The organism is Actinacidiphila sp. bgisy167 (assembly GCF_057707665.1).
The window spans coordinates 1-19,359 of the sequence record NZ_JBYIQP010000058.1; the positions used below are offsets into that span (position 1 = coordinate 1).

Here is a 19,359-nt window from a genome sequence, read left to right on the forward strand (position 1 = left end):
GTGTCCATGACGGCACGTGATCTTTCGGCCTTCACACTGGCCGGTTACGACAAGGGACGGGGCAAGGCCGTCCAGGCATTGTGGTTCGCGGTGATGAACACCGTCTTCTCGGCCTGGTTCTGCCCGGCCCGGCTGCGGGTGGCGATCCTGCGGGCCTTCGGCGCCACCATCGGCGAGGGGGTGCTCATCCGGCACCGCGTCCGCGTGCTGTGGCCCTGGAAGCTGACCGTCGGCGACCGCACATGGATCGGCGAGGGCGCCTGGCTGCTCAACCTGGAGCCGATCACCCTCGGCGCCGACGTGTGCGTCTCCCAGGAGGCGCTGCTGTGCACCGGCAGCCACGACCACCGCACCGTCGACTTCCGCTACCGCAACGCGCCGATCACCGTGGAGGACGGCGCCTGGGTCGCCGCCCGGGCCGTCGTGCTGGCCGGCGTGACGATCGGACGCCACGCCGTCGTCGGCGCCGGCACCGTCCTGTCGAAGGACCTGCCGGAGCTGACCCTGCACGCCGCCGACGGCACCCGGACGCTCGAGGAGCCCCAGCCGTGAAGGAGCCCCAGCCGTGAAGGTGCTGCACGTCGTCACCCTGCACACGCCCACCAACGCCTTCGGCGGACCGACCCGTGTCGCCCTCAACCTCGCCCGGGGGCTGCGCGGCCGCGGCGTCGACGCCGAGCTGGTCACACTGGGCGACGGCTTCCCCAAGGGCGCGCTGCCCGACGAGGTGGAGGGGGTGCCGGCACGGGTCTACCAGGCCCGGCACGTGCTGCCGCGCTTCGAGGTCTCCGGGATCACCTCGCCGTCCCTGCTCGCCGGAGCGCGGCGGCTGGTGCGCTCGGCGGACGTCGTCCACGTCCACCTGATGCGCGACCTGATCACCCTGCCGGTCGCCGTGGCCGCGCTGCAGTGCGGCAGGCCGCTGGTGCTGCAGACCCACGGGATGATCGACCCCAGTGAGAAACCGCTGGCCAAGGTGCTCGACGCGCTCGCCACCAAGCGGTTGCTGCGTCGCGCCGACGCCGTGCTGCACCTGACCGAGTGGGAGCGCACCGACCTCGAGGCCGTCGTGGGCGCGGGCCACCTGGCCCGTCCCGTACGGCTGCCCAACGGCACCGCGCTTCACCGCCCGCGGGCCCGCAGTGGACCGCCGACCGTGCTCTACCTGGCCCGCTTCCAGGCCCGCAAGCGCCCCAAGGTCTTCGCGGCGGCCATCCCCGAGGTTCTCAAGCGGTATCCCGACGCCCGCTTCGTCCTGGCCGGCCCGGACTCGGGCGAGCTGGCCGGCACCCTCGAGACCGTCCGCGCGCTGGGAGTCGAGCGCGTCGTCCGGCATGTCGGTCCGCTCAGCCACGCCGAGGCGCTGGAGGCCTTCCGCGCCGCCGACGTCTATGTGCTGCCGTCCGTGGACGAGCCCTTCGCGATGTCGCTGCTGGAGTCGATGTCGGTGGGCACGCCCGTGGTCGTACGGGAGTCCAACGGCCTCGCCCCCGACATCGAGCGGGCGGGCGCCGGACGGGTCGTGCACCGCCCCGAGGACGTGGGCAAGGCCGTCCTGGAACTGCTGGAGCCCGAGACGAACCAGGCGGCCTCGCAGGCCGCCTGGCGCCTCATCCGGGACGAGCTGTCGCTCGACGCCGTCCTCGACGTCCTCCAGGGCGTCTACGAGACGGCTACGAAGGAGCGTTCTCCCGCGTCTTCAGCCCGATCTGCCAGCGGTAGAAGCTGAGGGCGAGGGCGTAGTCGAAGCCGGCGCGGCCGTCGAGGAAGCCGCGCCGGGCGAGGTAGGTGTAGCCGAAGAAGAGCAGCGGCTTGAACGGCACCTTCTGGAAGATCCGTCCCTGCCGGGTCTTCAGCCCGCGCACCTGCTCTTTGGCGCTCGGGTGGTGCTCCAGCCAGGCCTCCCAGTCCGAGTAGCGGTTGTGCCGGTCGAACCAGGTGCGCACCGGATCCAGGTCGCGGTGTTCGATGCGCCCCTTGAGCTGCCCCACGGGGCCGTCCGCACGCGGCTGGTAGTGGCCCTCCTGCTCGCCCATGCCGGGCGCGTCCAGGTCGTCGACCTCCGGGTACGACACCTTGGTGCGGTCCAGCAGGGACCGCTTGACGACGGTGTGGCCGCGCCGCAGCGGCCGCCCGGCGAACCAGTACAGCAGCGGGATGTCGAAGGCCGCGGGCAGGACGGGCTGCCGCGCGAAGACCTCCCGGAGCTCGGCGATCAGCTCCGGTGTCGGGACCTCGTCCCCGTCGAGGAAGAGCAGCCACGGGATGTGCGGGTGGACGTTGTCCAGGCACCACTGCTTCTTCTTGGGGTACGTGCCGTCCCAGGTGTAGGGGACGACCTCCGCGCCCAGCGACGCGGCGATGGCGCGGGTGTCGTCGGTGCTGTCGGAGTCGACGACCACCACCGCCTCGACGTGGTCGATGACCGAGGCGACCGTGGTGGCGATGTTCTCCGCCTCGTTCTTGGTCGGTATCGCCACCACGATGGGCAGTCTGCTGTCCGGTTCCGTCATCGGCCCTCCCGTGCCCAGGCGAAGCAGCCGCGCGAGTCGAAGGTCTTCGTGGCCGCGGTGATGGTGACCCGGTGGGCCGTGCCGGCCCTGGTGCCGGCCGTCCACGCGCAGTCCTTGGTGGGGGTCAGGGCGCGGTAGGTGCCGGGCGTCACGACGCTGCCCGCCTTCGCTGTCGCGCCCACGGTGTAGGAGCCGTCGGCGAATCCCGTCTCGGCGGCCGCCAGGACGTCCTCCTGGTCCGGGCACAGGTGGGTGACGGCGCCCTTGGCGCCGCCGATCTGCCCGGTGATGATGCCGCCGATCGCGGCGTCCTTGTCGACCTCGGCGACGCGCGCGATGCGGTCGCAGGTCTCCTGGCCCAACTGCAGCACGGCCGCGGGGTCGGTGCCCTTGGGCACCCGGCCCGCCAGGTAGGTCTTCTCCTTCTTGGTGAAGGAGCCGGTGGCCGGGGTCAGCTCGCTCTCGGGGACCTTGGGCCCGCTCGGGACGGCGTCGGAGGCGGGGTCGGTGGGGGCGGTCGGTTCCGCCGAGCCCGGGTCCGCGCCCCGGTCCGGGGCCGGTACGGAGGCGGAGGCGGCGGCGGTGGGTGCGGGAGCGTCCTTGGCGGCGGTGTCCTCGGCGTCGGAGCCGCTGGAGCAGCCGGCGATCAGCACCGCCGCCGCCGTCGCGAGGACGGCGGCGGCGACCCGGCGGGGCGGGTGGGTCATCCGTTCCGCCCCAGGGTGTAGTGCTGGGCGATCTGCGCGGCGGACAGCACGCTCGGGTAGATCGCCGTCTCGTCGAGGGAACCGGCGAAGTAGTCGCTCGTCGGGCGGCTGGTCCAGCCCGACAGGCTGTCCCCGCCGACGTGCCAGTAGCCGACGTAGTCGTTGCCTCCGGTGATCAGGGCGTTCGACGCCTGCAGCGAGCCGTCGACGTACAGCCGCATGCCCCCGGTGCCCTGGGTGGCGACGACGTGGTGCCACGCGCCGTCGTTGTAGGCGGCCGAGGTGGTGATGGTGCGGTTGCTGCCGCTGCGCACACCGAAGATCAGCCGGCCGGCGTTGGTCATGTAGACGTGCTTGTCGGTGGTGGCGCTCGCCTCGGTCGTCCGGTCGCCGAAGCCGACGATCTTGCCGCCGGCGGTGGTGGTCGTCCGGAACCAGGTCTCGATGCTGTACGCGGCGGGCCGGTTGCGCTTGGCGTCGCTGTACGACCACTGCGTGGAGCCGTTGAAGGTCACGGCGGTGCTGCCGTTGCCGGCGATCGCGCCGGGGCTCACACCGCGGGTCGGGCCGCCGACATGGTTGCCGTTCGCGCCGGCCGGCGAGTTGTCGGCGACGAAGGTGTTGGCCGTCTCGTTGTAGCGCCAGTACAGGGTGGCGCCGTCGGCGAGGACCCGGGTCGGGTAGGCCTCGGGCGCGGTCGCCGCCGTGACGGTCTGGGTGGGCGACTTGACGGTGGTGTTGGTCCCGTCGCTCGCGGTGACCCGGTAGGTGTAGGTGGCGCCGGCCGTCACATCGGTGTCGGTCCAGGTCAGCTGCGGACGCACCCACGGCAGCGAGGAGGCCGTCGTGGTGTGCACGGGCGTGGCACCGCCGTTCTTGTACACGCGGTAGGTCAGCGAGCTGTCGTCGAGGTCCAGGCTGGTCTGGATGCGGACCTCGACCGAGCCCGGGGTGACGCTGGAGACATTGACGTTCGGGGTGGTCGGCACGCCGGTGTCCGGACCCGAGGAGAAGCGGGTCAGGCCCTGCTGGGCCACGCCGTTCACGGTGGTGAACTCGCCCCCGACCCAGAGGTAGTCGGTGCCGCCGGAGGAGGAGACGGCCATGACGCGGGGGCCGATGCCCTCGCCCAGTCCGTCGTTGGTGTCGGGGAACCAGCCCAGCTTCGCGGGGTTGTCGACGGTCTGCGCGAGCAGGTGCTTGCGCCGCTGGTTCGGGTACTCGCCCATGCTGCTGCAGTCGTGCGCGTGCGAGCCGCTGTAGAGCACGGACTTGTACACCTCGACGGACTGCGTGGCGCCGAGGCAGGTGTCGCGCCAGCGCTGGTCGAAGTCGTCGAGGTCGAGCGCGATACGGCCGTCGAAGACGCCGCCTCCGGTTCCCTCGTTGCCGGTGTAGAAGCCGGTGGCGTCGGTCGTGATGTCCTTGACCACCGAGGTCGACGGGATGAAGGAGGACCCGTAGCCCCTCACGACGGCGCCCGTCGTGGCGTCGACCACCGCCAGGGCGTGCGAGGCCGTGCCGTTGACGCGGTCGAAGTCGCCGCCGAGGAGGACGTTCGCACCGTCCGGCGTGACCTCCACGGCCCGGCCCGGCGCGTCGCCGTCGGCCGTGAAGGCGGTGACGTCGCCGGTGGTGGTGACGGCGGCGAAGTTGCCGCGCGGTTGGCCGTCGACGGAACTGAAGTCGCCGCCCAGGTAGACGGTGTCACCGGTGGCGGCCAGCGCCCGGACGGTGGCGTTGACCGCGACCGCGAAGTCCTTCCTGACGGTGCACGTGGCGATGTCGATCGCCGCGAGGCTGCTCACCGGGGTGCCGTTGACGGCGCCGAAGAAGCCGCCCGCGTACAGCGTGGCGCCGTCCGGAGACACCGCCAGCGCCCGCACGGTGGCCGTGCCGGAGCCGACGGTGAAGGACAGCGCGCAGTCGGTGGGCGCTCCGGTGGCGGCGTTGAAGGCGGCGAAGTTGACCGCCGCCCGCTCGTTCGGTCCGCCCGCCGCCTCACCGGACGGGCGGACCGAGGAGAAGGTGCCGCCGGCGAAGACGGTGCCGTTCGCCTGCGCCATGGCGAAGACGATGCCGTTGGTCTGCCAGGTCGGCAGGCTGTCGGCCGTCATCGCCACCGGCGGCGTCAGGGCCCCCGCCGGCTGCGACGCCACCGCCCCCGCCGCCAGGGAACCCGCAGCCATCGTCAAGGCAGCGGATATGAATCTGAGCTTGCGCATGTGCCCCCCAAGGCCCCAATGCCCCCGGGCGTCCCGCTTGGCCGCCCGTGCACCGCAGGGTATGGGCTGACATGCGGCCGATGGACGCCGTTTGGAGAAAATGTGTACTAGGGTGCGCCGAACGTGAGGACGAGCACCGGGTGGTTGACCGCTCCCGCCGCCTCGCTCGACCACAGCCACAGCGCGTCGGTTCCCGTGCTGGTCAGCGCGAGGTCGTAGGACCCGCCCAGGGCCCCCGCCAGCGCACCGGTCGTCAGCGCCGTCTCGTAGGTGCTCTGCGGCGCCGTGGCCCCGCTGAGCGTGCCGAGCACGGTGGAGGAGAGCGCGGGCCGGTTGGTGTACGTCACGCCGCTCTCCGTCCAGCTCCCGGTGACCGGGACGATGCTGTGGCTGTCGGTGGACCCCGCTCCGGTGTCGGAGTTGGTGCGCAGGCGCAGCCGCGCGCTCTTCAGCACCTGCCCGGCGGGCGCGTCGGGCAGCGAGAAGCGCAGGTACGTCAGATACGCCGAGGTGCCGCGCACCGCGAGGGAGCCGGTGGAGCCGTAGGTGGAGGACGGCGCGCCGGCGTTGACGTACGAGTCCTCGGCCGCCTCGACGGCGATCTCGGTCTCGGACGGGGTGCCGCCGCCCGCGGTGCCCAGCGCGTGGTGGTCGGCGACCTGGGCGGCGGTCAGCACCGAGGGGTACACGGCCGTCTCGTCCAGTTGCCCGGCGAAGAAGTTGCTGCTCGGGCGGTTGGGCCAGCTGGTGAGGCTGTCGCCGCCGACCCGCCAGAAGCCGGAGTAGTTCTGGCTGCCGGTGGTGGGGTCGGTGCCGACGAGGGCGCCGTCCACGTACAGCCGCATGCCGCTGCTGCCCTGGGTGGCCACCACATGGTGCCAGCCGCCGTCGTTGTAGGCGCCCGTGGTGGTGATGGTGCGGGTGCCGCCGGAGTACACCCCGAAGGCCAGGCGGCCGTTGTCGGTCATGTAGATGTGCTTGTCGTAGCTGCCGCTCAGCTTGTCGTCGACGTTGCGGTCGCCGAAGCCGATGAGCTTGCCGCCGGCCGTGGTCGTGGTCTTGAACCAGGTCTCGATGCTGTACGCGCTCGGGCGGGCGTGGCGGGCGTCGCTGTAGGCGTAGTCGTTGCTGCCGTTGAAGCCCATGGCGGTGCTGCCGGCCACGGCGCCCGGCGTCTGCCGGTACAGCGGGCCGTTGAGGTAGACGGCGTTGTCGTCGCCCGGGGACGAGTCCGCGCCGAACTGGCCGGATGCCTCGTCGTACCGCCAGTACAGCGTGGCGCCGTCGGCGAGCACGCGGGCCGGGTAGGCCTGGGTGGCCGATGCGGCCGTCACCGACTGGGCGGCCGACAGGGCGCTGGTGTTGGTGCCGTCGCTCGCGGTGACCCGGTAGGAGTAGGTGGCGCCCGGGGTGACCGTGGTGTCGGTGAAGGTCAGCTGCGGGCGCGCCCAAGGCAGGGAGGAGCCGGTGGTGGTGTGGACCGGCGTGCTGGAGCCGTTGCGGTAGACGCGGTAGGTCAGGGTGCCGTCGTCGAGGTCGAGGCTGCTGCGCCAGCGCACGGTGACCTGGCCCGGCCGGACGCTCGCCACGTTCACCTCGGGGACGCTCGGCGCCCCGGTGTCCGGGCCGGAGGCGAAGCGGGTCAGGCCCTGCTGGGCCGCGCCGCCCACGGTGGTGAACTCGCCGCCCACCCACAGGTAGTCGGTGCCGCCGGAGGAGGCGGTGGTCATCACCCGCGGGCCGATGCCCTCGCCGATGCCGTCGTTGGTGTCGGGGAACCACGGCAGCAGCTTCGGGTCGTCCACCGACTGCGCCAGCAGGTGCTTGCGCCGCTGGTCGGGGAAGGCGCCCATGCTGCTGCAGTCGTGCGCGTGCGAACCGCTGTACAGGACGGTCTTGTAGACCTCGACGGACTGCGTCGCGCCGAGGCAGGTGTCGCGCCAGCGCTGTCCGAAGTCGCCGGCGTTCAGGGCGATGCGGCCGTCGAAGACGCCGCCGCCGGTGCCCTCGTTGGCGGTGAAGACCGCCGTGGCGTCCGCCGTGAGGTCCTTGACCACCGAGGTGGCCGGGATGAACCCCACAGGGTAGGCCCTGGTCAGGGCGCCATCGCCGGTGTCGACCACGGCCAGGGCGTGCGAGCCCGTGCCGCCGACGGTGTCGAAGTCACCGCCGAGCACCACGTGCCCGCCGTCCGGGCTCAGCTGTACCGCCCGGCCCGGCTTGTCGGCGTTCGGGTTCCACGGGCGCAGGGCGCCGCCGGTGGTCAGGGCCGCGAAGCGCGACCGGGACTGGCCCGCGACCGAGGTGAAGTCACCGCCCACGTAGACGGTGTCGTCGCTGACGTCGATCGCCCGCACGGTCGCCGAGAAGGACGGCCGGAAGGAGGCGATCGGCGTGCAGCTCGCGATGTCGATCGCGGCCAGGCTGCTGACCCCCACTCCGTTGACGGCGTTGAACCAGCCGCCGGCGTAGAGGGTCCGCCCGTCCGGTGAGACCTCCAGGGCGCGTACGGTCGCGCTCCCGGAGCCGATGGTGAAGGAGAGCCGGCAGCTGGTCGGGGCGCCGGTGGCGGCGTTGAACGCCGCGAAGTTGACGGCGGACTGCGTGGTGCCGCCGGACCCCGGGGGCCGGACGGTGGAGAAGGTGCCGCCCGCGAAGACCGTGCCCCCCTGCTGGGCCATCGCCCACACCACGCCGTTGGTCTGCCAGGTCGGCAGCGGGTCCGCGGTGATGGCCACGGGCGCGGTGAGCGCCCCGGCGGTCGGCGCCGCGGCGACCCCTGCGCCGGCCAGTGAGGCCGTCGTCAGCACCAGTGCAGCGGACAGTCTTCCCCATGTGCGCATGAGCCCCCCAGCCCTCGCAGCCCCCCGGCGGCCGGGAACGGGCCGCCTGTCACGGCAGCCTACGCCGCGACGGGCGGCCCGGAGGGGACTTTGGCAGCACTTCCCGCCAACTTCTCACCACATGGGCCCTGTTGGGGCTTTCTGCGGCTCCTTGGGAGCCGCAGGCGAGCTCCGGTCGTGGTCCGGTCGCCAGCGACGCGGCCTGCCGCGGCCACAGCCACAGGGCGTCCGTGCCGGCACTGGTCGGCGCCATGCCGTAGGAGCCGCCCAGCGAGCCGGAGAGCTGGGAGACGTCCAGCGGCACCGTGGACGACGTGGAGACCGTCGTCGCGCCGCTCAGCGTGCCCAGCACGGCCCAGGACAGCGCCGGACGGCTCCTGTACGCGACCCCGGCCTCCGTCCACGCGCCCGTGACGGGCGCGACGGAGACGGTGTCGCTGCTGCCCGCCGCCGGGTCGCTGCTGCTCATGACCCGCAGCACCGCGCTCTTCAGGCTCTGGCCGGCCGGGGCCGACGGCAGGCTGAGGCGCAGGTGCGTCAGGTGGGCCGAGCTGCCGCGGACGGCCGGCGAGCCCGAGGTGCCGTAGGCGGCCGAGGGGGCACCGGCGTCGACATAGGTGTCCTCGTCGTGGGTGAGCGTGGTGACGGTGTCGGCCGGTGCGCTCGCCAGGGCGTGGTGCCGGGCGACCTGGGCGGCGGCCGGCACGCCCGGGTGGACGGCGGCCTCGTGGGCCTGCCCGTTGACGTGGCCGCGGGAGGGCTGGTTCGGCCGGGCGTCGACGGTGTCGCCACCCATCCGTGGTTCCCCGGGCCCCGCCGGACGCCGCCGCCGCGTGAGGCGGCGTCCTCCGGGGCGCGGCTCAGCGGTCTATGCGCACGGCCACGCCGGCGAGCTGGTCCTCGACCTGCTTGCGGTCGGCGTCGACCATGATCCGGGCCAGCTCGTCGACCCGTACGGAGGGCTTCCAGCCGAGCAGTTCCTCCGCCTTGCTCGCGTCGCCGATCAGCGCGTCCACCTCGCTGGGGCGCTCGTACTTGGGGTCGTAGCGGACGTACTCCGCCCAGTCGAGGTCCACGTGCGCGAAGGCGGTCTCCACGAACTGCCGTACGGTGGCGGCCTCGCCGGTGGCGACCACGTAGTCGTCCGGCTGGTCGCGCTGCAGCATCCGCCACATCGCGTCGACGTACTCCGGGGCGTAGCCCCAGTCGCGCACGGCGTCGAGGTTGCCCAGGTAGAGGCGGTCCTGCAGGCCGGCCTTGATGCGGGCGACGGCCCGGGTGATCTTGCGCGTCACGAAGGTCTCGCCGCGGCGCGGGGACTCGTGGTTGAACAGGATGCCGTTGACGGCGAACATGTCGTACGCCTCGCGGTAGTTGACCGTCGCCCAGTAGCCGTAGACCTTGGCGCAGCCGTACGGGCTGCGGGGGTGGAAGGGCGTCCGCTCGTTCTGCGGCGGCGGGGCGGCGCCGAACATCTCGGAGGAGGATGCCTGGTAGATCCGGGTCTCCACCCCGCTGGCCCGCACCGCCTCCAGCAGCCGCATCGAGCCGAGGCCGGTGACGTCCCCGGTGTAGAGCGGGGCGTCGAAGGACACGCGGACGTGGGACTGGGCGCCCAGGTTGTACACCTCGTCGGGCCGCAGGTCGCGCAGGAGGTTCACCAGCGCCACACCGTCGGAGAGGTCGGCGTGGTGGAGCACGAAGGAGCGGTTCGCCTCCTGCGGCCCCTGGTAGATGTGGTCGATCCGCTCGGTGTTGAAGCTGGACGACCGTCTGACCAGGCCGTGGACGGTGTACCCCTTGTCCAGCAGCAGCTCCGCCAGATAGGAGCCGTCCTGGCCCGTGACACCGGTGATCAGGGCGCTCTTGCCCATGCGATCTCCCCCCTAGGGTCGGTTATGTTGCCTTTGGATGCTGATGTTGGGAATCACCCGCCATGGGGTGAACCCTGCTGGCAGAATTCGCTTCCATGAGCGAAGCGAACGCACTTCTGCCCGACCGCGCCCGGATCTTCGTCGCGGGCCACCGCGGCCTGGTCGGATCGGCGGTGACCCGGCGGCTGACCGCCGACGGGCACGAGGTGATCACCCGCGGCCGCGGAGAACTCGACCTGCGCGACGCGGCGCGCACCGAGGCGTTCCTCAAGGAGCAGCGGCCGGACGCGGTGGTGCTGGCGGCCGCCAAGGTCGGCGGCATCATGGCCAACAGCACCTACCCGGTGCAGTTCCTCGAGGACAACCTGCGCATCCAGCTGAGCGTGATCGCCGGGGCGCACGCGGCGGGCGTCGGCCGGCTGCTCTTCCTCGGCTCCTCGTGCATCTACCCCAAGCACGCGCCGCAGCCGATCAGCGAGGACGCCCTGCTCACCGGCCCGCTGGAGCCGACCAACGAGGCGTACGCGCTCGCCAAGATCGCCGGCATCGTCCAGGTGCAGTCCTACCGGCGGCAGTACGGCGCCTCCTTCGTCTCCGCGATGCCCACCAACCTCTACGGCCCGGGCGACAACTTCGACCTCGAGACCTCGCACGTCCTGCCCGCCCTGATCCGCCGCTTCCACGAGGCGCGGCGCGACGGCGCCCCCGAGGTGGTGCTCTGGGGCACCGGCAGCCCGCGCCGGGAGTTCCTGCACGTGGACGACCTCGCCGCCGCGTGCGCGGTGCTCCTGCGCGACTACGACGGCGAGGAGCCGGTCAACATCGGCTGCGGCAGCGACCTGACGATCCGCGAGCTCGCCGAGACCGTCAGGGAGGTCACGGGTTACGAGGGCGGCATCGCCTGGGACACCACCAAGCCCGACGGCACCCCCCGCAAACTGCTCGACGTCTCCCGGCTCTCCGCCCTCGGCTGGAAGCCGGCGATCCCGCTGCGGGACGGGATCGCCGCCACCTACCGCTGGTGGAGGGACGCGTGCGCTGCCTGACATTCAGTACGCCCCGCGGCCGTCCACGACAGCCCGGAAGGTGCGGGCCATCACGTCCACGTCGCTGGTGAACGTCCAGTTGTCCACGTAGCGGAGGTCGAGCTGCAGCGTCTCGTCCCACGAGAGGTCCGAACGCCCGCTGACCTGCCACAGCCCGGTCAGGCCGGGTTTCACCGACAGCCGGCGCAGCGCCACCTCGTCGTAGCGGGCTACCTCCTCCGGCAGCGGGGGCCGCGGCCCGACCAGCGACATCTCGCCCCGCAGCACATTGATCAGCTGCGGCAGTTCGTCCAGTGAGCAGCGGCGCAGGATCCGCCCGACCCGCGTGACGCGCGGGTCCCGGCGCATCTTGAACATCAGGCCGTCGCTCTCGTTGGCGGCGGCCAGCTCGGGCTTGCGGTCGTCCGCGTCCGTCACCATCGTGCGGAACTTCCACATGGTGAAGGGCACGCAGTTCATCCCGTGCCGGACCTGCTGGTAGAACACCGGCCCCTTGGAACCGAGCCGGATGGCCGCGGCGATGAGGCCGAACAGCGGGGACAGCAGCAGCAGTCCCACGGCGGCCCCGGCGCGGTCCAGCGCCTCCTTCAGGCCCACCTGGATCCCGCGCCGCAGCGGCGGGCTGATGTGCAGGAGGGTGAGCCCGGCGGCCGAGTCGAGCTCCACCCTCCGCACCGCCACATCGGTGAGGCCCGGAAGCACGGCCAGCGGGATGCCCGCGTCGTGCAGGGACCACGACAACTGCCGCAGGCGCTCACCGGCCATCCGCGGCCCGGGCGCGACCAGCACCAGGTCGGCGCCGACGTCCCGCGCCGCGGTCAGCACCGCACCGGAATCGGCGCTCGGCCGCGCCGGCGCCAGCGACTCCAGCCGCGCGGCCACAGGAGCGCCGCACTCGAGGTTGGCCAGGCCGACCGGGATGACGCCGACCACGACGTACTCGTGGTCGGTGCGCGCGGCCAGCTGGTCGACGACGTAGTCGGCCGCGCTCGGCTCACCGATCACCAGGACGCGCCGCACCGCGTGCGCCTCGCGCCGGGAGGCGAGGAGATGACCGTAGATCAGTTTCCGACGGACGGTGGTGAGCAGCAGACCCGGGGCGAGGGCGAGCAGCGCCACGGACGGTTCCGACTGCTCGCCCAGCAGCGCGCGGACGACCGCGAGCACACCGAGCAGCACCAGCCAGTCGTAGAGCACGGACAGCCCGCTGCGCGACTCGCCGAGCGCCCGCTGGGCGTACCGGCGCCGGGCGGCCTGGACGGTCAGCCAGGCGGCCGCGGCCGTCATGGCGCACAGCACCGGATGCGGCTGGAGTGCGGCGTCGAAGACGAGCCCGACCGGAAGCGCGACCCCCGCCGCGTCCGTGACGAGTGCCGCCGGCAGGTACCAGCCGGCTTTGTCGCTCAGCCCGCGCGGGGCGGCTTTGCCGCCGAGCGCGGGAGACGTATCCAACGGTCCTGAACTGGGTATACCGACACGCCGCATGGACCCCCCTGGCACAACGCGACAAACGTGGGCGCACTACTGCTTCCCCAAGCAGCCGTGCGCCGTCGTAACCCGGAACGCTATGGCAAACGATTGTGCGTTCGCTGTGGTTTACGGAATTTCGGAGGTCAGTTGTCCTGAAGTTCACATTCGGCTTGATCTGTCCCCCGGTGGCGCCGGCTCGGGTACGGCGCGGTCCCGCGGACTGTCGCGGAAGGCGCGAGGTCGGCGGGCTCTTGGGTGCGCCGCGGCTGCGCTCCGGGCGCGCCCCGGCGTGCGGTGCGTGCGCCCCGGCGGGGGTCTGCCGGGTTCCGCCGCCGTATACGGGCCACCGGCGCCAGCCCGACGGGTCGCGGTGAGGTCGCCCGCGCGGCCGCGGCGCCCGTGTCTCACGCCGTGGCGGTCTTCCCCGAGGGCGCGGCCTGCTCCCGACCCTGCGGCTCCCCGGGGTCGCCGGCCGCGGACAGGGGCGCGCGCCACGGCAGGAGCACGGCGCTGGCCAGGCACAGCACGCCCGCGACGACCAGTGCCGCACGGACGCCCGCCACGGCCGCGACAGCGCCGCCGAACAGCATGGACAGGGGTTGGGCCGTCCGGGAGCTCACCGACCACGCGGTGACCGCCCGGGTCAGGACGCCGTCCGCCGTCGCGGCCATCCGGTACGTGGCGAAGGAGGGGTTGAAGACCCCGGCGGCCGCCAGCAGGAAGGTGTCGGCGGTGATCAGGACGACGGGCGCGAGGGCGCCGGCCGGGGTCCAGGCCGACAGCAGGAGCCAGGGTGTGCGCAGGACCCCGAAGACGAGCAGGACCCGATGCCGTCCCAGTCGGCCGGTCAGCGGGGCGGTGAGCCGGGAGCCCAGTGCGCCGCCGAGGCAGGGCAGCCCCAGCGCCAGTCCGTACTGCCAGGGCGTGAAGCGCAGTTCGTGGAGCATCAGGATGGTCATCAGCGGGCTGCTCATCATGATCGCGCCGCCGAAGAGCATGGCGTTCCAGAAGAGCGGCCGCAGCCCGCGGTGCCCCAGGATGTACGTCCACCCCGCCAGGATGTCCCGGCCACGGCCCTTCGAGGGCGTCCGCGCCGGTGGTTCCGGCTCGGGGCGGCGGATCATGCGGACGCCCAGGGCGGACAGCAGGAAGGAGAACGCGTCCACGGCGAGGGTGACCGTCGCCCCGAAGGCGGTGACGAGCAACCCGCCGACGGGCGGCCCCGCGCTCTGGCTCAGCCAACTGGTCGTCTCCAGCCGTGAGACCGCCCGCAGGCGGTCCCCCGAGGGGACGAGGCCCTTGAGGTGTGCGGTGCTGGCCGCGCCGAACACGATGGCGGCGGCCGCCTGCACGATGCCCACCAGGCACAGCTGCGCGAAGGTCAGCACGCTGAGGGCCGCCGCGACCGGGACGCTGAGCAGCACCAGGAAGCGGAGCAGATCGGCGGTGACCATGACGGGGCGTTTGCGGTGGTGCTCCACCCGGCCCCCCAGGGGGAGGGTGAGGGCGGCGCCCGCCAGCGCCGACAGCGCCGCCAGCAGGGTGACCTGGAAGTCAGTGACGTCCAGCGCCAGAACGGCCACCAGCGGAAGGGCCCCGGACCCCACCGCGCTCCCCGCCGCGCTGACGGCGTAGGCGCCCCACAGCCTGCCGAAGTCCCCTCGCACATGCTCTGGTTGGTCGCCCGAAGAGGTCATGGCGGCTGATCCTAGGCCGTCCCTTCCGGGGACGATCGCGTGAACGGTCGACGATGCGCCGGAGGCCGGCGACCGCGCCGGGACGCCGGCGGGCGGGCTGCGCGTGACCGGCTGCAGGAGCGGCGGCGGGCGAGAGCCGTCGAGCTGTGGGCCGCGACGGAAGAGCTCGGCCAGGGCTGTGCGTACCGGCGGGCGTTCCGGGCCAGAGCCTGGGGCGAGCCGTGGCCCGGCGTCGGTGAGTGGCGGGGAGTGGGGTGGCCGCGCCGTCGAAGGAGGCCTCAGCCCCCGCCGCTGTGCGTCCGAAGGCCGCGAGACGGCGGGACAGCCGAACGCGGGCGCGAAGCCCCGTCCCGCGTGCCCGAACGGTCGTCAGGCCCCGCCGCGGCCCGTCAGCCGCAGCCGTGGAGGCGGAGCGGTCCGACCGACCGCGTCCCGGGCGACAGGAGCTCCGCCGACCGCGCCGGCCCGACCCGAGCGGGCCTTACCCTTGACCCTTGTGTCATCTCTGCAATCCGCCCTCGCCGGTCTCCTCGACGGGCTCCCGCCCGGCCGTGCCACCCAGGCCGTCGACCGGCTGATCGCCACCTACCGGGGGCGCACGCCCAGCAGCACCCCGATCCTGCGCGACCGCTCCGACGTGGCCGCCTACGCGGCGTACCGGATGCCGGCCACCCACGCCGCCGTCGGTGCGGCGCTGGCGGAGTTCCGGGCCCGGGCGGGGGAGTGGGCGCCGGCGAGCCACCTGGACGTGGGCGGCGGGACGGGTGCCGCGACCTGGGCGGTCGCCGACGCCTGGGAGGACGGGGCGCACACCAGCACGGTCCTGGACTGGTCGGAGGCGGCGCTCTCGCTCGGCCGGGAGCTGGCCGCGGACGCGGAGCACGCCGCGGTGCGGGACGCGCGATGGCTGAAGACGCCGCTGGGCAGCGGCGCCCGGCTGCCGGAGGCGGACCTGGTCACACTGTCGTACGTCATCGGCGAACTGACCGGACCCGACCGGGACGCGGTCGTCGCCGAGGCCGCCAGGGCGGCGCGCGGTGCCGTGCTCGTCGTCGAGCCGGGCACCCCCGACGGCTACGCGCGGGTCCTCGCGGCACGCGACCGGCTCGTCGCGGACGGCTTCCACGTCCTCGCGCCCTGCCCCCACGACGGAACGTGCCCGGTCCAGGCCCCGGACTGGTGCCACTTCGCGGCGCGGGTCGCCCGGACCTCGCTGCACCGGCAGGTCAAGGGCGGTTCACTGCCCTACGAGGACGAGAAGTTCAGCTACGTCGCCGCCGCCCGCTTCCCCGCGGCGCCGCCCGGAGCACCGGACCGGGTCGTCCGGCACCCGCAGATCCGCAAGGGGCAGGTCCTCATCGACCTGTGCACGGTCGAGGAGGGCCTGCGCCGCGACACCGTCACCAAGCGGCACGGGCCGCTGTACCGCGCGGCCCGCGACGTCGCCTGGGGCGAGACCTGGCCGCCCGCGGCCGAGCAGGAGTAGCGCGCGCCGCGTCAGGCGCCCAGCACCGCCATCGCCGCGTTGTGGCCCGGCACACCGCTGACCCCGCCGCCGCGTACCGCGCCCGCCCCGCACAGCAGCACGTTGGCGTGCGCGGTCCCCACGCCCCAGGCGCCGCCACCCGACTCCGCGTACGGGAAGGCGAGGTCCCGGTGGAAGATGTGCCCGCCGGGCAGGCCGACCTCCCGCTCCAGGTCGAGCGGGGACTTGGCCTCGATGCAGGGCCGCCCGTCGGTGTCCACGGCCAGGCAGTCCGCCAGCGGCTCCGCGAGCACGGCGTCCAGTTGCGCCAGGGTGGCCTCGAGCAGGGTCTCCTTCGTCTTCGCGGGGTCGTCCGCGAACAGCCGCGCCGGGGCGTGCAGCCCGAAGAGAGTGAGGGTGTGCACGCCCTGGGCGGCCAGCTCCGGGGAGAGGATCGAGGGGTCCGTCAGCGAGTGGCAGTAGATCTCGGAGGGCGGCGCCGTGGGCACGGCTCCCTCAGCCGCCTCGCGGTAGGCCTGCTCCAGCCGGGTGTACGACTCGGCGATGTGGAAGGTGCCGGCGAAGGCGTCGCGCGGGTCGACCGCGGTGTCGCGCAGCCGCGGCAGCCGCCTCAGCAGCATGTTCACCTTCAGCTGGGCGCCTTCCGGCTTCTGCGGGGGCGTCTCGCCCAGCAGCCCGGCGAGCGCGTACGGGGAGGCGTTGACCAGTACGTGCCGCGCGCCGACCACGCCGCCCTCGAAGGACACCTCGGCCCGGGTGCCGTCGGTCTCGACGGCGGTGACCTCGGCGCCGGTCACGATCTCCGCGCCGGCCGCGCGTGCCGCGTCCGCCAGGGCGTCGGTGAGGGCGCCCATGCCGCCGACGGGTACGTCCCAGTCGCCCGTGCCGCCGCCGATGACGTGGTAGAGGAAGCAGCGGTTCTGCAGCAGCGAGGGGTCGTGCGCATGGGTGAAGGTGCCGATCAGGGCGTCGGTCAGCACCACGCCGCGCACCACGTCGTCCTCGAAGAGGGACTCGACGGTCTCGCCCAGCGGCCGTTCGAACAGCGCCGACCAGGCCTCCGGGTCGTCCACGATGCGCTCCAGCTCGGCCCGGGACGGCAGCGGCCCGGTCAGGGTCGGGAAGACGCGCTCGGCGACCCGCTGCGTCATGCCGTAGAAGCGCTGCCAGGCCTCGTGATCGCGGTCGGAGCCGGTCAGCCGGACGAAGCTCTCCCGGGTCGCGGACGGGGACCCGGTGTCGACAAGGAGCCCGCCGTCGCCGTGCGGGGTGTAGGAGGAGATGCGCCGCCGCCGTACGGCGAAGCGCAGTCCCAGGTCCTCGACGATCTTCCGGGGCAGCAGGCTCACCAGGTACGAGTACCGGGACAGCCGTGCGTCCAGACCGGTGAACGCGCGCGTGGAGACGGCGGCGCCGCCGGTGCCGGGCAGCCGCTCCAGCAGCAGCACGGAGCGGCCCGCGCGGGCCAGGTAGGCGGCGGCGACCAGGCCGTTGTGGCCGCCACCGACGATCACGGCGTCGTACGAGGTGCGGGAGGGCAGCTGCTGCGACATGCGCCCCTTCGTATCACGCTCAGTCGCGCAGCTCCATGGTGCAGCACTTCACGCTGCCGCCGGCCTTGTGCAGCTCTGACATGTCCACCGGCACCGGCTCGAAGGCGCGCTCGCGCAGCGGGCGCAGCAGCCCGGTGGCCCCGGACGGGACGAGGACGTGCAGGCCGTCGCTGACGCAGTTGAGCCCGAAGGCCATGGCGTCCTGGCGGCCGGCGGTGATCGCGTCGGGGAAGAGCCGGCGCAGCACCGCGCGGCTGCCCGGGGAGAAGGCGTCCGGGTAGTACATGATCTCGTCGCCGGAGAGCACGCACAGCGCCGTGTCCAGGTGGTAGAAGTGCGGGTCGGTGAGCTCCAGGCCGATGACGGGGCGGCCGAAGAACTCCTGGAGCTCGGCGTGCGACAGCGGACTGCTGCGGAAGCCCTTCCCGGCCAGCAGCCAGCTCTCGGTGACGGCGAAGTCCCCCTCGCCCTCGTTGATGTGCTGCGGGTCGTGCACCTCGCCGTAGCCGCGGCTCAGGAACCACTCGCGGTGCGCGGGCGCCTCCGCGGCCCGCTCGGCGTTGGCGAAGCGGGCGCCGAAGACCCGGCCGTCGATCACGGTGGCGCCGTTGGCGGCGAAGACCATGTCCGGCAGGCCCGGCAGCGGCTGCAGGAACTCGGCGGTGTGCCCCAGCGAGCGGTAGCGGTCGCGGAGGTCCTCCCACTGGAACTGGGCGAGCGCGGGGTCGACCGGCTTGGTGGGGTCCATCCAGGGGTTGATGGAGTACGTGACGCGGAAGTAGGTGGGAGGACACATCAGATACCGGCGGGACGAGGCGGTTCGCGCTGCGCTCAAGGAGGGCTCCTCGCGGTGTGGTTGTGACCGTGAGGACATGGTGGACCCGCAGCGGACACGGCGCACCGGATTGCGGTCGCGGACACGCCCGGCGCGGCGCTCCCAGAAGCTTCAGGTAGCCGCGCGCGGGATCACCCCAAGTTCCTCTTATGATTCACGGGTGTTCGATTCCAGACACATCAAGACGTTCCACACCGTGGTCACGGCGGGCTCCTACTCGGCCGCGGCCGCGGCGCTGGGGTACACGCAGCCGGCGATCACCCAGCAGATGAAGGCCCTGGAGCGCTCGGTGGGCACCGCGCTCTTCGTCCGCGTCGGGCGGCGTATGCGGCTGACCGATGCGGGCGAGGCGCTGGCGCGGCACGCCGAGACCATCCTCGACAGCATGTCCGTGGCCTGGGAGCAGATAGGGGCGGTCACCCGGCTCGAGACCGGACGGGTGAGGCTGTGCGCCTTCCCCAGCGCCAACGCCACCCTGATCCCCGAGGCACTGTCCCTGGTGGCGGCCGAGCACCCGGGCATACGGGTCGAGCTGCTGGGGGACGAGCCGCCCGACTCGCTGGAGCGGGTCACCCGCGGTGAGTGCGACATCACCCTGGCGTTCACGTACCCGGGACTGCACGAGGCGGTGCCCGACGACCTCGTCGAGATCCCGCTGCTGGAGGACCAGCTCATGGTCCTGATGCCGACCGGGCACCGGCTGGCCGGTGCCCGCTCGGTCCGGCTGGGCGACCTGGCCGGCGAGCGCTGGATCGCCGGCTGCCTGCGCTGCCGGGTCAACTTCCTCCACGAGTGCGCCGAGCTGGGCTTCGCACCCGACATCGCCTTCGCCACCGACGACAACCTCGTGGTGCAGTCGCTGGTCGCAGAGGGGCTGGGGGTCGCGATGATGCCCGGACTGGCGCTGTCCTTCATGCGGCTGGAACGGGTCGTCGGGCGCCCGCTGGACCCGGTCTCGCGCCGCCGTATCGCGGCCTACGTACCACGGGACCGCCTGCGGATCCCGGCGGCGTCCGTGGTGGTCGACGCGCTCAGGACGGTCGCCGAGCGGCGCAGCGGCTGCTGACGGCGACCCGACGACGAGGATCCGCCACGGCGACCCGGCCATAC

15 protein-coding genes are annotated in these 19,359 nt (G+C 73.0%); 5 read left to right on the plus strand and 10 right to left on the minus strand.

Going from position 1 to position 19,359, the window contains the following annotated elements:
• Positions 1-6 precede the first annotated feature (6 nt).
• The gene (locus AC3ET4_RS21055) at positions 7-552 is read left to right on the plus strand and encodes a WcaF family extracellular polysaccharide biosynthesis acetyltransferase (RefSeq protein WP_431951718.1); all 546 of its coding nucleotides are present in this window, start codon (positions 7-9) and stop codon (positions 550-552) included.
• A gap of 13 nt (positions 553-565) precedes the next feature.
• Positions 566-1,729 carry a glycosyltransferase gene (locus AC3ET4_RS21060; RefSeq protein ID WP_431951650.1) on the plus strand — a complete coding sequence of 388 codons (1,164 nt, stop codon included), beginning with the start codon at positions 566-568 and terminating at the stop codon, positions 1,727-1,729.
• Here AC3ET4_RS21060 and AC3ET4_RS21065 read toward each other — a convergent pair.
• The 6 genes from AC3ET4_RS21065 to gmd all read right to left on the minus strand — a co-directional run bounded on the left by AC3ET4_RS21065 (position 1,674) and on the right by gmd (position 10,162).
• Entirely contained in the window at positions 1,674-2,513 is an 840-nt protein-coding gene (locus AC3ET4_RS21065) for a glycosyltransferase family 2 protein (protein ID WP_431951652.1), read from the minus strand. The two genes, AC3ET4_RS21060 and AC3ET4_RS21065, sit on opposite strands and share 56 nt — an antisense overlap.
• On the minus strand, positions 2,510-3,220 hold the full coding sequence (locus AC3ET4_RS21070) for a hypothetical protein (RefSeq protein ID WP_431951654.1): 711 nt from the start codon (positions 3,218-3,220) through the stop codon (positions 2,510-2,512). Before AC3ET4_RS21070 ends, AC3ET4_RS21065 begins: the two co-directional genes overlap by 4 nt.
• Entirely contained in the window at positions 3,217-5,445 is a 2,229-nt protein-coding gene (locus AC3ET4_RS21075; RefSeq protein WP_431951656.1) for a LamG-like jellyroll fold domain-containing protein, read from the minus strand. The genes AC3ET4_RS21070 and AC3ET4_RS21075 overlap by 4 nt, the downstream gene beginning before the upstream one ends.
• Before the next feature lie 107 nt (positions 5,446-5,552).
• Entirely contained in the window at positions 5,553-8,288 is a 2,736-nt protein-coding gene (locus AC3ET4_RS21080) for a LamG-like jellyroll fold domain-containing protein (RefSeq protein WP_431951658.1), read from the minus strand.
• A gap of 49 nt (positions 8,289-8,337) precedes the next feature.
• A complete protein-coding gene (locus AC3ET4_RS21085; RefSeq protein WP_431951660.1) occupies positions 8,338-9,084 on the minus strand; it encodes a CBM96 family carbohydrate-binding protein in 747 nt (248 codons plus the stop codon).
• Positions 9,085-9,148: 64 nt separating this feature from the next.
• Positions 9,149-10,162, minus strand: a complete 1,014-nt coding sequence (gene gmd / locus AC3ET4_RS21090) for a GDP-mannose 4,6-dehydratase (protein ID WP_431951662.1) — start codon at positions 10,160-10,162, stop codon at positions 9,149-9,151.
• A gap of 95 nt (positions 10,163-10,257) precedes the next feature.
• Between gmd and AC3ET4_RS21095 the strand changes: the two genes are divergently transcribed.
• Positions 10,258-11,208 carry a GDP-L-fucose synthase family protein gene (locus AC3ET4_RS21095; protein WP_431951664.1) on the plus strand — a complete coding sequence of 317 codons (951 nt, stop codon included), beginning with the start codon at positions 10,258-10,260 and terminating at the stop codon, positions 11,206-11,208.
• Between the two features lie 3 nt (positions 11,209-11,211).
• On the opposite strand, the gene AC3ET4_RS21100 is transcribed toward AC3ET4_RS21095, so the two are convergent.
• Complete coding sequence (locus AC3ET4_RS21100; protein ID WP_431951666.1) at positions 11,212-12,693, minus strand: sugar transferase; 1,482 nt, start codon at positions 12,691-12,693, stop codon at positions 11,212-11,214.
• A 389-nt stretch (positions 12,694-13,082) separates the two neighbouring features.
• Positions 13,083-14,375, minus strand: a complete 1,293-nt coding sequence (locus tag AC3ET4_RS21105; RefSeq protein ID WP_431951668.1) for an MFS transporter — start codon at positions 14,373-14,375, stop codon at positions 13,083-13,085.
• Between the two features lie 496 nt (positions 14,376-14,871).
• Here AC3ET4_RS21105 and AC3ET4_RS21110 point away from each other — a divergent pair, with 496 nt between their 5' ends.
• Complete coding sequence (locus tag AC3ET4_RS21110; RefSeq protein ID WP_431951670.1) at positions 14,872-15,861, plus strand: small ribosomal subunit Rsm22 family protein; 990 nt, start codon at positions 14,872-14,874, stop codon at positions 15,859-15,861.
• Positions 15,862-15,872: 11 nt separating this feature from the next.
• On the opposite strand, the gene AC3ET4_RS21115 is transcribed toward AC3ET4_RS21110, so the two are convergent.
• Both AC3ET4_RS21115 and ddaH read right to left on the minus strand, forming a co-directional pair.
• Positions 15,873-17,414, minus strand: coding sequence for a phytoene desaturase family protein (locus tag AC3ET4_RS21115; protein WP_431951672.1), 1,542 nt, complete (start codon positions 17,412-17,414; stop codon positions 15,873-15,875).
• Between the two features lie 19 nt (positions 17,415-17,433).
• Complete coding sequence (gene ddaH, locus AC3ET4_RS21120) at positions 17,434-18,288, minus strand: dimethylargininase (protein WP_431951674.1); 855 nt, start codon at positions 18,286-18,288, stop codon at positions 17,434-17,436.
• Between the two features lie 121 nt (positions 18,289-18,409).
• On the opposite strand from ddaH, the gene AC3ET4_RS21125 reads away from it, so the two are divergent.
• Complete coding sequence (locus tag AC3ET4_RS21125; protein ID WP_431951676.1) at positions 18,410-19,315, plus strand: LysR family transcriptional regulator; 906 nt, start codon at positions 18,410-18,412, stop codon at positions 19,313-19,315.
• Positions 19,316-19,359: the final 44 nt, after the last annotated feature.